Annotated in this window: 12 protein-coding genes and 2 pseudogenes; 13 read left to right on the forward strand and 1 reads right to left on the reverse strand. The window is 39.8% G+C overall.

The window, feature by feature from the left end; translation table 11 throughout:
• Position 1: 1 nt before the first annotated feature.
• From H7T99_RS01860 to H7T99_RS01915, 12 genes are all read left to right on the forward strand, one after another.
• The gene (locus H7T99_RS01860) at positions 2-709 is read left to right on the forward strand and encodes a metal ABC transporter ATP-binding protein (protein WP_037600153.1); all 708 of its coding nucleotides are present in this window, start codon (positions 2-4) and stop codon (positions 707-709) included.
• Positions 702-1,514, forward strand: a complete 813-nt coding sequence (locus tag H7T99_RS01865) for a metal ABC transporter permease (RefSeq protein ID WP_037600154.1) — start codon at positions 702-704, stop codon at positions 1,512-1,514. Before H7T99_RS01860 ends, H7T99_RS01865 begins: the two co-directional genes overlap by 8 nt.
• A gap of 164 nt (positions 1,515-1,678) precedes the next feature.
• Complete coding sequence (locus tag H7T99_RS01870) at positions 1,679-2,617, forward strand: AEC family transporter (RefSeq protein ID WP_037600155.1); 939 nt, start codon at positions 1,679-1,681, stop codon at positions 2,615-2,617.
• Positions 2,618-2,771: 154 nt separating this feature from the next.
• Positions 2,772-4,958, forward strand: a complete 2,187-nt coding sequence (locus H7T99_RS01875; RefSeq protein ID WP_037600157.1) for a PTS transporter subunit IIBC — start codon at positions 2,772-2,774, stop codon at positions 4,956-4,958.
• A 97-nt stretch (positions 4,959-5,055) separates the two neighbouring features.
• Positions 5,056-5,871, forward strand: a complete 816-nt coding sequence (locus H7T99_RS01880) for an endonuclease/exonuclease/phosphatase family protein (RefSeq protein ID WP_037600399.1) — start codon at positions 5,056-5,058, stop codon at positions 5,869-5,871.
• 103 nt (positions 5,872-5,974) lie between these two features.
• Positions 5,975-7,324 carry a glucose-6-phosphate isomerase gene (locus H7T99_RS01885; protein ID WP_022496539.1) on the forward strand — a complete coding sequence of 450 codons (1,350 nt, stop codon included), beginning with the start codon at positions 5,975-5,977 and terminating at the stop codon, positions 7,322-7,324.
• A 184-nt stretch (positions 7,325-7,508) separates the two neighbouring features.
• On the forward strand, positions 7,509-8,309 hold the full coding sequence (locus H7T99_RS01890; protein ID WP_022496540.1) for an SDR family oxidoreductase: 801 nt from the start codon (positions 7,509-7,511) through the stop codon (positions 8,307-8,309).
• Between the two features lie 62 nt (positions 8,310-8,371).
• Complete coding sequence (locus H7T99_RS01895; protein WP_079119902.1) at positions 8,372-10,198, forward strand: BglG family transcription antiterminator; 1,827 nt, start codon at positions 8,372-8,374, stop codon at positions 10,196-10,198.
• Positions 10,198-10,695 (forward strand): transcriptional regulator GutM, encoded by a 498-nt coding sequence (locus H7T99_RS01900; protein WP_022496542.1) that lies wholly within the window; start codon positions 10,198-10,200, stop codon positions 10,693-10,695. The genes H7T99_RS01895 and H7T99_RS01900 overlap by 1 nt, the downstream gene beginning before the upstream one ends.
• Positions 10,692-11,234, forward strand: a complete 543-nt coding sequence (locus H7T99_RS01905; RefSeq protein WP_022496543.1) for a PTS glucitol/sorbitol transporter subunit IIC — start codon at positions 10,692-10,694, stop codon at positions 11,232-11,234. Before H7T99_RS01900 ends, H7T99_RS01905 begins: the two co-directional genes overlap by 4 nt.
• Before the next feature lie 16 nt (positions 11,235-11,250).
• The gene (locus tag H7T99_RS01910) at positions 11,251-12,231 is read left to right on the forward strand and encodes a PTS glucitol/sorbitol transporter subunit IIB (RefSeq protein ID WP_022496544.1); all 981 of its coding nucleotides are present in this window, start codon (positions 11,251-11,253) and stop codon (positions 12,229-12,231) included.
• A 94-nt stretch (positions 12,232-12,325) separates the two neighbouring features.
• The gene (locus H7T99_RS01915; RefSeq protein ID WP_022496545.1) at positions 12,326-12,688 is read left to right on the forward strand and encodes a PTS glucitol/sorbitol transporter subunit IIA; all 363 of its coding nucleotides are present in this window, start codon (positions 12,326-12,328) and stop codon (positions 12,686-12,688) included.
• Positions 12,689-13,041: 353 nt separating this feature from the next.
• On the opposite strand, the pseudogene H7T99_RS01920 reads toward H7T99_RS01915, so the two are convergent.
• Positions 13,042-13,524, reverse strand: a pseudogene (locus H7T99_RS01920) (transposase); the annotation flags it as partial.
• On the opposite strand from H7T99_RS01920, the pseudogene H7T99_RS01930 reads away from it, so the two are divergent.
• A pseudogene (locus H7T99_RS01930) lies at positions 13,516-14,488 on the forward strand (transposase); the annotation flags it as partial. The pseudogenes H7T99_RS01920 and H7T99_RS01930 overlap by 9 nt on opposite strands.
• Positions 14,489-14,934 lie beyond the last annotated feature (446 nt).

Raw genomic sequence — 14,934 nt, forward strand, 5'->3', positions numbered from 1 at the left:
GATGCGTTATATTACAGTTGAAGGACTGAGCTTCCAGTATGATGCGGAGCCCGTTCTGGACAATATTCACTATCATTTGGATTCTGGGGAGTTTGTGACCCTGACTGGGGAAAATGGAGCTGCCAAGTCAACGCTTATTAAGGCTACCCTAGGAATTCTCAAGCCTAAGAAAGGGACTGTGACGATTTCTGATATTAACAAAGATGGTAAAAAGCTTCGTATGGCCTATCTTCCACAGCAGATTGCCAGCTTTAATGCAGGTTTTCCAAGCACGGTATACGAGTTTGTTAAGTCTGGCCGTTATCCTCGTCAGGGCTGGTTCCGTCGTTTGACGAAACACGACTTGGAGCATGTTCAACGTGCCCTAGAGTCTGTTGGTATGTGGGAAAATCGTCACAAGCAGATTGGACATCTCTCAGGTGGCCAAAAGCAGCGTGCTGTTATTGCGCGTATCTTTGCTTCAGATCCTGATATCTTTGTTTTGGATGAACCAACGACAGGGATGGATGCAGGAACAGCCAATACCTTCTATGAACTCATGCACCACTCTGCCCATAAGCATGGCAAGTCTGTCTTGATGATTACCCACGACCCAGAGGAAGTCAAGGAGTACACAGACCGTAATATTCATCTGGTTCGTAACCAGAAATTGCCTTGGCGTTGTTTCAACGTCCATGAAAAGGATGGAGAGGAGCACAAACATGATTAGTGAATTATTAGCCTATGATTTTATGCAACGTGCTATTCTCGCCGTGATTGCTATTAGTATCTTTTCGCCAATTTTGGGGCTCTTCTTAATTCTTCGTCGTCAGAGCTTGATGAGTGATACGTTGAGTCACGTGTCCCTAGCTGGGGTGGCTGTTGGGATTTTCTTGGGACAATCAACCACTTGGATGACCCTTGTGGTTGTGGTTATTGCCGCTTTGGTCTTGGAATATCTCAGGGTCAGTTACAAGCATTATATGGAGATTTCAACGGCTATCCTCATGTCAATGGGATTGGCAGTGGCTCTTATTCTTAGTAACAAGGCGGGTAGCAGTAGCATGAGTCTGGATAGCTATCTTTTTGGTTCTATCATCACGATTAGCTCTGAGCAGGTTCATGCCCTCTTTGTGATTGCGGCTATTGTACTGGTCTTGACGCTACTATTTATTCGTCCTATGTATCTTTTGACCTTTGACGAGGACACTGCTCATGTAGATGGCTTGCCAGTACGTCTCATGTCGCTTCTCTTCAATATTGTGACAGGTATAGCGATTGCTCTGATGATTCCAGCAGCAGGATCACTTTTAGTTTCTACCATCATGATTCTTCCAGCAGCTATTGGTATGAAAATAGGTCAAACCTTTAAATCTGTCATTTTTTGGGCTATTGGTATTGGTTTGGTTGGCATGCTCTCTGGTATTTTTATTTCCTATTATTGGGAAACACCTGCTAGTGCCACTATTACCCTTATCTTCATCGCCTTCTTTGGTCTGGTATCAATCTTTGAACCTCTCTTAAAAGCAGAGTAAGTATATAGAAGAAAAGAGCTTGAGAAATCGAGCTCTTTTTGTGATATACTAAAGTGGTTTTTGAGAGAAGTTAAAATAAGAATGGTAGCTTTCTAGGCAGAAATGATGATTATATTTCTCTGGTATCCACTATCATTTGTAATAGTAACAAAAAAGGAGAAAACATGGAAATCTTTCTAACGAGTATATCGGGAATCCTAGTCATTTTGGGTATGATTTTAGTGGGATTCGTAATGGGTGAAAAAGGCTGGTTTGACGACAAGTCACGTGGTCTTATAGCTAAGCTAGTCACTCAAATTGCCCTTCCTTGTTATATGCTCTATACGATTACACAGCGTTTCACAGCGGCAGACCTACTTAAAATGTTGCCGGAATTGCGTTTTCCTACACTTTCTATGGTGATTTTACTCGGGATTGCGACAGCGGTGGCTAGAATTTTTGCAGTGAAAAAGGAGCGTCGTGGTCTCTTTATTTCCATGTTTTTTAATTCGAATACCATTTTTGTGGGGCTCCCTATCAATCAAGCCCTCTTTGGCGACGCTAGTATCCCCTATGTTCTTATCTATTATATGTGCAATACGACCTTTTTCTGGACCTTGGGGACCTACCTCATCCAACGTGATGGGGAAGGAGACGCTGAATTTGATTTAAGAACAAGTCTGAAAAAAATCTTTTCCCCCCCTCTAATGGGCTTCATGTTAGGCCTTCTTATTGTTATCCTCCATATTAAATTACCAAGCTTTTTAGCCAGTGACTTGCAGTATTTAGGTAGTTTGACGACTCCTTTATCTATGATTTTCATCGGTTTGTCAGTATCCAATGCAGGTGTCAAGCAGTTGGTTCTTAAAAAGGACCAGTTACTGATTTTGCTGGGACGCTTTGTGGTTGCTCCTCTCTTAATGGCTACCATCGTATATTGGGCGCCCCTCCCAACTTTGATGAAGCAAGTTTTTATCATCCAGTCGGCTATGCCTGTCATGACCAATGCTCCAGTCGTTGCTAAACTATATGGGGCTGATAGTGATTACGCTGCTGTCATGGTTACTGAGACTACCCTTGCTACCATGATTGTAATTCCAATTTTGATGGTCCTTATGGCTTAAAAATAATCAAGTAACCCCGGTTTTTCTGGGGTTTTTTAAATTTGTAAAAAAATTCAAAAAAAGTTTACGAAAACGCTTTACAAATTGTAAAAAGATGCTATAATAATTACATAAGTTATGCAAACGTTTGCATCAAAACGTAGGAGGAAATGAAATGAATAAGCTAAAAGAAAAATTTGGCTTTGAGTTCTGGCAAAAATTCGGTAAAGCCCTCATGGTTGTTATCGCGGTTATGCCAGCAGCAGGTCTCATGATTTCTATCGGTAAAACGATTGCCATGATTAATCCAAACATGGCACCACTCGTTATTACTGGTGGATTTCTTGAGCAGATTGGTTGGGGGGTTATCGGTAACCTTCACATCTTGTTCGCCCTTGCCATTGGTGGTAGCTGGGCTAAGGAACGTGCAGGCGGTGCCTTTGCGGCAGGTCTTGCCTTTATCTTGATTAACCGTTTGACTGGTTCAATCTTTGGTGTTACTTCAGATATTCTTGCTGATAAGGCTGCTACAGTCCACACCATTTTTGGTCAATCAATCAAGGTATCTGATTACTTCATCAGTGTTTTGGAAGCTCCAGCCCTCAACATGGGTGTGTTCGTAGGTATCATCTCTGGTTTCATCGGAGCTACTGCCTTCAACAAATACTATAACTTCCGTAAATTGCCAGAAGCTTTGTCATTCTTCAATGGTAAACGCTTCGTACCATTCGTAGTTATTCTTCGTTCAGCTATCGCAGCTATCGTCCTTGCTATCGTATGGCCAGTTATCCAATCAGGAATCAACGGCTTCGGTATGTGGATTGCCAACTCAAAAGAAACTGCTCCAATCTTGGCACCGTTCTTGTTCGGTACTTTGGAACGTCTTCTCTTGCCATTTGGTCTCCACCACATGTTGACTATCCCAATTAACTACACTCAATTGGGTGGTACTTACCACGTATTGACTGGTGCCGCTAAAGGTACTGAAGTATTGGGTCAAGACCCACTCTGGCTTGCTTGGGTTACTGACCTTGCAAACCTTAAAGGTGCACACCCAGAACAATACAAACACCTTCTTGAATCTGTTACACCAGCCCGCTTTAAAGTTGGTCAAATGATCGGTTCATTCGGTATCTTGATGGGTATCGTCGTAGCCATCTACCGTAACGTCGATGATGATAAAAAACATCAATACAAAGGGATGTTGACTGCAACTGCACTTGCAACATTCTTGACAGGGGTAACAGAGCCAATCGAGTACATGTTCATGTTCGTGGCTACTCCACTTTACATCGTTTATGCTTTGGTACAAGGATGTGCCTTTGCCATGGCTGATATCGTTAACCTTCGTGTTCACTCATTCGGTTCTATCGAGTTCTTGACACGTACACCACTTGCTATTAACGCTGGTTTGGCGATGGATATCGTTAACTTCATTTGGGTAACTGTACTCTTTGGTGTTATCATGTTCTTCATCGCGAACTTCATGATTAAGAAATTTGACTACGCTACACCAGGACGTAACGGTAACTATGAGCAAGGTGATGATGCTCCATCAGAATCTGCTGGATCAGCAAGTGCTGGAACAAGCTCAGCAAGCTCACAAGTTATCAACATCATCAACCTTCTTGGTGGACGTGCTAACATCGTCGACGTTGACGCATGTATGACTCGTCTCCGTGTTACTGTTAAAGATGCTGATAAAGTCGGAACTGAAGAACAATGGAAAGCTGAAGGAGCTATGGGTCTTGTCATGAAAGGACAAGGGGTTCAAGCTATCTATGGTCCTAAAGCAGACGTATTGAAATCTGATATTCAAGACGTTCTTGATTCAGGTGAAGTTATTCCTGAAACACTTCCAAGTCAAATGACTGCTGTTCAAAAAGCAGAAGCTACCTTCAAAGGTGTGACTGACGAAGTACATTCAGTTGCTGATGGTCAAGTTATCAACATCGAAGATGTTAAAGACCCAGTATTCTCACAAAAAATGATGGGTGACGGTTTCGCTGTAGAACCAGAAAACGGTAAAATCGTTTCACCAGTAGCTGGTAAAGTGACAAGCATCTTCCCAACTAAACACGCTCTTGGTTTGGTAACAGACAATGGTCTTGAAGTTTTGGTTCACATCGGACTTGACACTGTTAGTCTTGAAGGTAAACCATTCGACGTTAAAGTTACTGAAGGTCAAACAGTTGCTGCAGGTGATCTCTTGGTTGAAGCGAACCTTGATGCTATCCGTGAAGCAGGTCGTGAAACATCTACAGTTGTTGTCTTTACAAATGTAGATGCAATCAAATCAGTTAAAGTAGAACATACAGGTAAATTGGCTGCTAACGCTCCAGTTGCAAAAGTAGAACTTTAATTTGCTAAACGATAAACAAGCAGACAGCCCTTGGGCTGTTTTGTTTGTAAATGACCCTATGTCATTTCTAGATGCAAGTCAGAAGAGGGATAAACTTATGAAATTTCTAACTTTAAATACCCACAGTTGGATGGAAGAAGATGCAGAAGGGAAATTCCAAACCTTAAAGGAACAGATTCTTAAAGCTCAGTATGATATTATTTGCTTCCAAGAAGTTAACCAAGAAATAGAGACTTCTGTTGTAGACACGGATGATTACTATCATGCACTTCCATCAGCAACACCAATCCACCAAGATCACTTTGTCCGTCTTCTTGTGGAAAAGTTGGCTGAAGAAGGTCTTCAATACCATTGGACTTGGGCTTATAATCACATTGGTTATGATCACCTTAATGAAGGGGTTGCCGTCTTGTCACGTCAACCATTGACAGCTAGCGAAATCTTGGTTTCAGATGTTGATGATCCAACTGACTACCATACACGCCGTGTAGCAGTTGCTGAAACCACTGTAGATGGCCGAGAAGTGGCTGTTGCTAGTGTTCACCTTTCATGGTGGGACAAAGGTTTCCAAGAAGAGTGGGTACGTATTGAGGAACGTTTCAAAGCTATTGGAAAACCACTCATCCTAGCAGGTGACTTTAACAACCCAGCAGGTCGCGAAGGTTATCAAGCCATTTTGGCTAGCCCACTCAATCTTCAAGATAGTTTTGAAGTAGCTAAAGAAACAACTGGTAGCTATACAGTTGGACCTGGTATCGATGGCTGGAAGGGCAATGAAGAGCCTTTACGTATCGATTATGTCTTTGCAAGCCAAGAGTGGACAGTAAATCGCCTTAGTGTCATTTTTGATGGAAACAATCAACCTCTAGTAAGTGATCACTATGGCCTTGAAGCAGACCTTGCATTTAGATAGTAACTGTAGCCTATCTTGACCTAATAAGGGTAAAAAGTATTGTCAAAAGATAAATAAAAGAGTAGAATAAAGGGTAGAATTGATTTTTTTAAAGGAGAAACTAATGGCTCATATTACATTTGATTATTCAAAAGTATTAGACAAATTTGTTGCACCACATGAAGTGGAATACATGCAAGCACAAGTTACAGCAGCAGATAATGCTCTACGAAACGGAACAGGTCCCGGAGCAGAAATGACAGGCTGGTTGAATCTGCCTGAAGAATATGATAAAGATGAATTTGCTCGTATTCAAAAGGCGGCTGCTAAAATCCAATCTGATAGTGAAGTGTTAATCGTCATCGGTATTGGAGGATCTTATTTAGGGGCACGTGCAGCGATTGATTTCTTGAATAATTCTTTTGTAAATCTACAAAGCAAGGAAGAACGTAAGGCACCTCAAATCCTCTATGCTGGAAACTCTATCTCATCAAGCTATTTGGCTGATTTGGTAGACTATGTATCAGACAAAGATTTCTCTGTCAACGTTATTTCTAAGTCAGGAACAACTACAGAGCCTGCTATTGCTTTCCGTGTCTTCAAAGAACTCTTGGTTAAGAAGTATGGTCAGGAAGAAGCAAATAAACGGATTTATGCAACTACAGACCGCGCTAAAGGTGCAGTTAAGGTTGAAGCAGATGCTAATGGCTGGGATACTTTTGTAGTGCCTGATAGTGTTGGTGGTCGTTTTACAGTATTGACAGCAGTGGGACTCTTGCCAATCGCAGCTGCAGGGGCTGATATCAGCAAGTTGATGGAAGGAGCAAATGCTGCTCGCAAGGCTTATGCTTCTGATAAGTTGGCTGAAAATGAAGCATATCAATATGCAGTTGTACGCAATATCTTGTACCGTAAAGGTTATCTGACAGAAGTTCTAGCTAACTACGAACCATCATTGCAATACTTCTCAGAATGGTGGAAGCAATTGGCTGGTGAGTCAGAAGGTAAAGACCAAAAAGGTATTTACCCAACTTCAGCGAACTTCTCAACAGACCTGCACTCTTTGGGGCAATTTATTCAAGAAGGAACTCGTATCCTCTTTGAAACAGTTATTCGTGTAGATAAGCCTCGCAAAAATGTGTTGATTCCTGAATTAGCAGAAGACTTGGATGGCCTTGGCTATCTGCAAGGAAAAGATGTTGACTTTGTCAATAAGAAAGCAACAGATGGAGTGCTGTTAGCTCATACAGACGGCGGAGTGCCAAATATGTTTGTGACCCTGCCTGAGCAAGATGAGTTCACTTTGGGCTATACTATTTACTTCTTTGAGTTAGCTATTGCTCTTTCTGGCTACCTGAATGGTATCAATCCATTTGACCAACCAGGTGTGGAAGCATACAAGAAGAATATGTTTGCCTTGCTTGGTAAACCAGGCTTTGAAGAGCTTGGTGCTGAGTTGAATGCACGTCTTTGATTCTCATATGCTTTGAGTTCATTTAGAATATAAAAAGATCCACAAGTTCATTTCTAGTGGATTTTTTAGTACAAGCCTCTTAATTAGTTTATTAATTTTTTGAACAGTGTAAAAAAGAGTGTCTTAATTCTTTTATGAAAGCGCTGTATAATTGCCTTGTAAATAAAATTTGAGAGGTATCAAAATGAATGATTGGTTAGACATTAAAGGCAAAACAGTTCTTGTGACGGGTGCGTCATCTGGGATTGGTAAGGCAATAGTCGAAGAATTGTTGGAATTAGGAGTCAATGTAGCGAATTTTGATCTTAGCGACAACGATTTGCGTCACCCGAATCTATTATTTGTAAAAGTTGATGTAACTTCTCGCTCTGAAGTAGAAGCAGGAGTCGCTAAAATAGTTGAAAGATTTGGCAATATTGATGCGGTAGTCAATAATGCGGGGATTAATGTACCTAGATTATTAATCGATGCAGAAAATCCTAAAGGTCCTTACGAGTTGGACGATGAGACGTTCGAAAAAATAACAATGATTAATCAAAAAGGTTTGTATTTGGTTAGTCAGGCAGTAGGACGTATTTTAGTGAAAAATGGAAAAGGTGTAATTGTGAACATGGCTTCAGAAGCAGGCTTGGAAGGTTCTGAAGGACAAAGTGCCTATGCTGCAACAAAAGCAGCAGTCTATAGTTACACTCGTTCATGGGCGAAAGAGCTTGGTAAGCATGGTGTACGTGTGGTTGGAATTGCTCCAGGAATTATGGAAGCTACGGGACTTCGAACTCTTTCTTATGAGGAAGCTCTTGCTTATACCCGTGGAAAGACGGTAGAAGATATTCGAGCTGGTTATGCTTCAACCTCAACGACTCCATTGGGACGGAGTGGGAAACTACGTGAAGTAGCTGATCTTGTAGCGTTCTATATTTCAGACCGTTCTAGCTATATAACAGGTGTCACTACAAATATTGCCGGAGGTAAAACTCGCGGATAAAACAATGAAGGTGGGGAAGAGAGTTGACCTTAGTAAATCGATGGTATAATATTTTAGACAAAATGGTTTCGCAGCCAACTTATTCCTTGGTAGATATGCGCTCAGAACTGGATATTAGTTTGCAAACCTTGCAAAAGAGTATCCAACAATTAAATGATGTTTTGGCTCCTAATATCCAGATTATCTCACAAGATGATCTGTTAATGTTGGAAGTGTATGACTATACAGAGTTGGAAAGGATTTTATCTGGTAGTTTAAAACAGGAGAGTGACTTCAATTCTTCCAGTAAAAGAATTGCCTATTTGCTAAAACGTTTAATTGAGTCAACCTCCCCTCTTCTTATTGACGACTTGGCTGAGGAAGTAGGTGTTAGTAGAAGTACCCTTAATAAGGATTTAAAACAAGTAAAATCTTTGGCAGAGAGTTACTCTATTACTATTTCAGGAAAGCCCAACCGTGGGCTGGAGGTCTTGGGGAGCGAGCTGAATTTGCGCTTGCTCTATATTCACCAAGTGGCTCCTTACTTTGAAGAAAGGACACTCACTGAGGCAACCTCTTCTTTTCTGGAGACGCTAGTCCAGGACTATAAAATCCCTAAAGAAACACAGGAACTCCTTCGAAAGACCATTTCAATTATGGTGGAACGTATTCATACATCTAAGGTGTTGAATTGTCCTATTCCTTATTATAAGAATGATTTAACAGAGACACCTTTGGCTGAGAAATTAATCTATCATATTGAGATGACTTATAAGATTTCCCTCAGTCAGTTTGAAATAGACTTTTTGTGTTTTCCGTTTAATGTCCGTTTTATTGACACTTTAAGCAAGCCGTCTTATCAATCTGAACAGGTTGCAAACATTTTTCAAGGGATTGTCAAGAAAGTCAAAGAAACAATGTTGGTTCACTTTGATGATGAAGAATTATTTGAAGAAATAAAGTCTCATCTAGGCGCTTTAATCAATCGACTGATTTTCCATGTGCAAGCTAATGATATATTTCATGGCGAGGTTCAAACTCAATATCCTTTTGCTTTTGAAATGGCGAAAATTGCTGGAGAAGAACTATCTGCAATTTTGGGTTCAGAATTGGAATTATCTGAAATCGGATATCTGGCTTTGTATTTTGAAATGATTTTAAGAAAGCAAAATTCTGCTGTTAAGGGTTCTCGCAAGCAGATAGCTGTAGTTTGCACAACAGGAAGAGGAACCGCTGCGATGATTATTCAGCAACTCAGACGAGTCCTTGGAAATGATGTAGACATTACTCAGTATTCTGAAGAGGATTTTAATGTGGAATTGAATCAGGACTATTTCGCGATTTTTACGACAGTTCCTCTAAAATATAAAGATTCTAAATCTCCAGTCATTCAAGTTAATCATCTTTTTGATGATCAATGGCTGCAGGAAGAATGGCAGAAAGCCAATGCTTTTCATCAAAAAAATCTAGAAACAGTTAGCTTACGCTTTCTTCGATTAAGCCCCCAAAAAACCTATCAGCAATACTTGCTAAATATGGTTGCAGAGTTAGGGAAACTTCAGATGATTGATAAAGGTTTTATAGAACGGATAATTGATAGGGAGAAAAAGCAATCAACCATTTTTGGTGGAGGAATTGCCTTCCCCCATACAATTAACCAGGGTTATGCAAAGACTATTTTAATGTTTGGAAAACTAGAAGAGCCTTATCAAAAAGGAGATGAATGGATTGAATTTATCTTTCTAGTCGCCATTCCCTCAGAAATTGAAACAAAAATGGAAAGTGAATTACTGGAATTGTATGATGATATTTTTAGAATTGCAGGAGAGCCTTCTCTGAAAGAGGCATTGAGATCGGTAGAAACAGAGACAGAGTTTCTATCATTTTCTAAGAGCAAAGGAGTATTTTAATGAATTCGCTAATAATTTTCGCCGTATTTGTAATGGCAGCTTATATATTTCAAATGTTCCTCGGCTGGCAGCAACTCAAAGACTTCAATAAGACCTATACGATGCTCCGAAAACTGGGTCGCGTAGCGATTGGCAGGAAGTCCGGAAGAATCAAATCCGGTACGATTGTCATGTTCGCGGTTGATGAAAACGGTCGGGTTCTTAAAGCTAGCAAAATGCAAGGAGTCACAATCTTAGCGCGTTTTCAAAATATGGACGATTATGTTGGAGAAGACATCCATTATTTTGACAAGTATAATCCTCTTGTGAGAAAAGAAAATAAGTTGATGCAATCAGCCATAGAAGATGCTAGAAAAGTCTATCTTTTGCATGAGGCAGGTATTGAGAAAGAGACAAGTTCATCTGATTCTTTTTTGGGATTTGGCTTTTATGCGAATTACTTACAATTATCTATTAAACAGTTATTAAAAAAAAATAAGAAAAGGGGTTCCTTATGAATCACATTACAAAATTTGCAGAGAATTTTATGAAACTCTTCCAATTAGGTGGAGAAACCTTTATTAGCTGGATGACAAATATTGTACCGCTTGTCCTAATGCTATTGATTGCAATGAATACCCTTATCGCTTTCTTGGGAGAAGAGAAGGTCAATTCCCTGGCTAAGATTTCTGCCAAAAATCCTGTTAGCCGGTATATGATTTTACCTTTCATTTCAGCCTTTATGCTGGGGAACCCGATGTCAATCAGTATGGGACGTTTTTTACCAGAATATTATAAACCTAGTTTTGTAGCAGCTCAGATGCAGTTCTGCCACACTTCAAATGGTGTATTTCCGCATATCAATCCTGGGGAATTGTTTGTATGGATGGGAATCGCGACAGGGATTCAAACTTTAGGCTTGAGTCAAATGGACTTAGCCATTCGTTACATGCTTGTTGGGATTGTCATGAACTTTGTAGGTGGCTGGGTAACAGATTTTACAACTGCTTATGTTGCGAAACAGCAAGGGGTTACCTTGAGTAAAACATTTGATTGATAGAAAGAGTGAATTTATGTCATATAAGAGTATAAAAGTTGTTAAAGGAAATGGCGGTTTCGGAGGACCTTTGGTCATTACTCCTAGTGAGGCAAAGCATAAATTTATCTATATCACTGGCGGCGGAGAAAAGCCAGATATTGTGGATAAAATTGCTGATTTGACAGGTATGGAAGCTGTTAATGGATTTAAAACATCTATTCCTGATGAGGAAATTGCTTTGGCAATTGTAGATTGTGGCGGAACTCTTCGCTGTGGAATCTATCCTAAGAAGGGGATTCCGACGATCAATATTGTCGCTACAGGTAAAAGCGGACCTCTAGCTCAGTATATTACAGAGGAAATCTATGTATCAGCAGTTGGTCTTGATCAAATTTCCGCTGCTAATGAAGATGAAAAAGCGACAACGGTGGTTACTGAAAAACCAACTTACGATACTAGTAAAAAAATCACAGAACAAAAAGCAGAAACAAGTATTGTAGCAAGAATTGGGATGGGGGCTGGTAAGGTTGTTGCGACTTTCAACCAGGCTGCTCGTGAAGCCATCCAAACAATGCTCAATACTATTATTCCTTTCATGGCCTTTGTTTCTTTACTAATTGGGGTTATTCAGGGTTCTGGTGTTGGAAATTGGCTGGCAAAACTAATGGTTCCTCTAGCTGGGAACATTTGGGGACTCATTTTGATTGGCTTTATCTGTTCCTTGCCATTCTTATCTCCTTTGTTGGGCCCTGGAGCTGTTATCAGTCAGATTATCGGAACCTTAATTGGAGTCGAAATCGGAAAAGGAAATATTCCGCCTCAAATGGCTCTGCCAGCTATATTTGCTATCAACACTCAAAATGGCTGTGATTTCATTCCTGTAGCACTTGGGCTATCTGAGGCGAAAGCTGAAACTGTTGAGGTTGGTGTCCCTTCTGTTCTCTATTCACGTTTTCTCAATGGTGTTCCTCGGGTCTTAGTAGCTTGGGTCGCTAGTATTGGTCTTTATCAGTAGAGCATGGTTAGGTTGTGCACACATATAAAAAATAGTATCTTAAACTTATCTATTAGGAACATGAAAGATTAGAGAAAGGATGGATCGGAATTAGATGAAGAAAATTTTTGAAGCTAAAGTAATTCAAGTGGGACCTGAAGCTCAGAATATGATTCAAGACGCTAATATGCTCATTTTATTTGGAGAAGAAGCTCCGGGAGACTTAGCAGAGTATTGTTTTAAGATTGATAACAAAAATCTGCTAGGTTCAATACTAGAAGGCGGCAAGCTGGTGGTAGATAATCAGGAATATTCGATTACTGCCGTGGGAAATGTAGTAGAAAAAAATTTAACTGGACTGGGCCATATCACTATTTCTTTTGATGGTTCAAAAGAGGGCAGTCTGCCGGGCACTCTCCATGTTGCAGCAGACCAAGCAGTAGTAATTGAGAAAGGTTCTACCATTCAGATTTTCTAAGTAGCTCAAGTAGGATAGAAAATCAAATCCTGTAAACTATCAAAGCAGCAGCCTAAAACTAAACGCAGCCTCCCTTAGGGGAGGTTCGGATTGAAGACAAAGTCCTTAGAAGACACTTTTCTAAGGGCTTTTCTTTTTGTAAAGTTGTATAATAGAGGTAAGAAAAGTTGTGAGGTGCTAGCTATGTTTCACAAAGAAAAACCTGATTATCATCGCTGCCAATATGGCTTCTATACGATAGACGAATTGGTCCCAGAAGATCACTTTCTTCGCCAATTGGAATCAGAGGTTGATTTCGACTTTATGATACTGTCAATAATTTTGTGTAAACACTCAAGTAGAGTTATAGAGTGCTAATCAAATAAGCTTTCAAGTGTGTCAGAACATTGTCCAAACCCTTTATGGATTCGTTGACTTTGCTTGAAATTATAATCTTCAAACAAAGTAACTAAGTAACGTTCCAGAGCCTCCTCGTTAGGAAAAAGAACCTTCTTTTTCGTTTGACGTTTGATTTCTTTGTTAAGAGACTCAATGAGGTTTGTCGAATAAATGCTGTGCCAAATTTGATAGGGAAACTGAAAAAAAGTTAAAAGATTATCCGTTTTCTCCAGGCTTTCCGTGACTTTCCTATACTTTGGTTTCCATTCGGCGATAAAGTCCTCTAAAGCTTGTACTGCCATTTCTAAATTTTCAGCACGATAAATCATTTTAAATTACCCCAGAATAACCGCTCGATCAGATCGTTTCACCCTACTAGCCAGATTTCGACTAATATGAATCAAGCAACGTTGTTGTTTAGCTAATGGGTAAGCCTGACTGATAATCTGCTCAAGCCCTTAGAATCACAAAAACAACTAGATAGCTTACGAGTACGTAAAACAGATAAGATTGACGCTGAAAAACTAGCTACGTCTCAGTTCATCCTCAATCGTAAACCAAGCTATGTCCAAGAAGTGCTTTATCAAGAATTACGCGACCTCAGCCATTTCTATCAGAATCTTACTGGGGATATTTTCTGCGCTAAAAATCGTCTGCACAAGGTTCTACAGGTCTCTTTTCCTGAATTGTAAAACATCTTATCTTCACCAACTGTGGGAACAATATTGGAACTTGGTCATGACTTTTCCATGTAATAGTTTTGTACTGGAGTTAGATGACGCCGAATTAACAGCTATCATCCGTCAGTCTACGGCAAAACGCATCTCTGAAAAACGTGTGACTTACTTAGTAGATAAGCTTACAAAACTAGCTAATCAGTCTTATTGTGAGGTCAAGAAAACCTCTCCAATGATGGAAGAGATCAAATACTATGCAGGGGAGTTACTTAGGCTTTCTGAATATAGACAAGGCGTTTTAGAGGAGATGGTAACTTTGGCTCAACCTTTGCCAGAATACGAGATTCTTCTCTCTATTCCTGGAATCACTGAAACCACAGCGACAAGTATTATTGGCGAACTTGGTGACATTCGTCAATTTCATTCTGCCAATCAAATCAATGCTTTGATCAGCATTGACCTCAGCCACTATGAATCTGGGGACTTTCTAGCAAAGGAACATATCACCAAACGTGGGAATCCCTATGCCATAAAGGTTCTCTTTAAGTGCATTCATAACATAGCTTCAGCTGGCTACACCAATCCTTGTCATATAGCAGACTTCTATGAGAAACGGAAAAGACAATCGCAAGTGACTTCAACCAAACCACACACGATTGCCTCTACACATCGTCTCATTAGAACAATGTATTACCTCATAACACATAACAAGCTTTACGATTATACTTCTACCCAAAATCGGTAAAATTGTTTATGCCATATGATTGTAACACCTTATCAAAAAACCACTAGGTAAGGTGTTGTTTTTGCGTGCACTTTTTACACTAAACTTTAGTTCAAAAATAGACAAACTCCTTAGTTTGACTATGTAATTCAATCTATTTTTTTATCAAATGCCTTGATATGCTTGACAAATGGTAGAAAAGGACTCAGTCCTGTGCAATACAGAACTAAATCCTTTGGATAAATTAATTGTCTAACTTTTTGGGGTCAGTACAATTTTTATGGGACTTTTTGTGTATACTCAAAAAGCTCTATAATCTCTACAGTGGTTTTACAAATCACAGAAATAAAAAAATCTGAATTATTAGCGAAATTTTGTTCTTTAAAGGAAAATAGAGTTTAATTGGAAGTGGTATAACAAATTTCGTTTTTATTCATTTAAATAGTTGTTAAGAAAAATTGATTTAG

Origin of the sequence: Streptococcus sp. 17.1, assembly GCF_016648655.1 — a bacterium.
Taxonomy (GTDB): domain Bacteria; phylum Bacillota; class Bacilli; order Lactobacillales; family Streptococcaceae; genus Streptococcus; species Streptococcus salivarius_E.

Bases quoted from the DNA above. Each gene is read 5' to 3' on its own strand.
- H7T99_RS01865 (WP_037600154.1), top strand. From the start codon at position 702: ATGATTAGTGAATTATTAGCCTATGATTTTATGCAACGTGCTATTCTC.
- H7T99_RS01895 (WP_079119902.1), top strand. From the start codon at position 8,372: ATGGTTTCGCAGCCAACTTATTCCTTGGTAGATATGCGCTCAGAACTG.
- H7T99_RS01885 (WP_022496539.1), top strand. From the start codon at position 5,975: ATGGCTCATATTACATTTGATTATTCAAAAGTATTAGACAAATTTGTT.
- H7T99_RS01870 (WP_037600155.1), top strand. From the start codon at position 1,679: ATGGAAATCTTTCTAACGAGTATATCGGGAATCCTAGTCATTTTGGGT.
- H7T99_RS01900 (WP_022496542.1), top strand. From the start codon at position 10,198: ATGAATTCGCTAATAATTTTCGCCGTATTTGTAATGGCAGCTTATATA.
- H7T99_RS01875 (WP_037600157.1), top strand. From the start codon at position 2,772: ATGAATAAGCTAAAAGAAAAATTTGGCTTTGAGTTCTGGCAAAAATTC.
- H7T99_RS01860 (WP_037600153.1), top strand. From the start codon at position 2: ATGCGTTATATTACAGTTGAAGGACTGAGCTTCCAGTATGATGCGGAG.
- H7T99_RS01910 (WP_022496544.1), top strand. From the start codon at position 11,251: ATGTCATATAAGAGTATAAAAGTTGTTAAAGGAAATGGCGGTTTCGGA.
- H7T99_RS01880 (WP_037600399.1), top strand. From the start codon at position 5,056: ATGAAATTTCTAACTTTAAATACCCACAGTTGGATGGAAGAAGATGCA.
- H7T99_RS01890 (WP_022496540.1), top strand. From the start codon at position 7,509: ATGAATGATTGGTTAGACATTAAAGGCAAAACAGTTCTTGTGACGGGT.
- H7T99_RS01905 (WP_022496543.1), top strand. From the start codon at position 10,692: ATGAATCACATTACAAAATTTGCAGAGAATTTTATGAAACTCTTCCAA.
- H7T99_RS01915 (WP_022496545.1), top strand. From the start codon at position 12,326: ATGAAGAAAATTTTTGAAGCTAAAGTAATTCAAGTGGGACCTGAAGCT.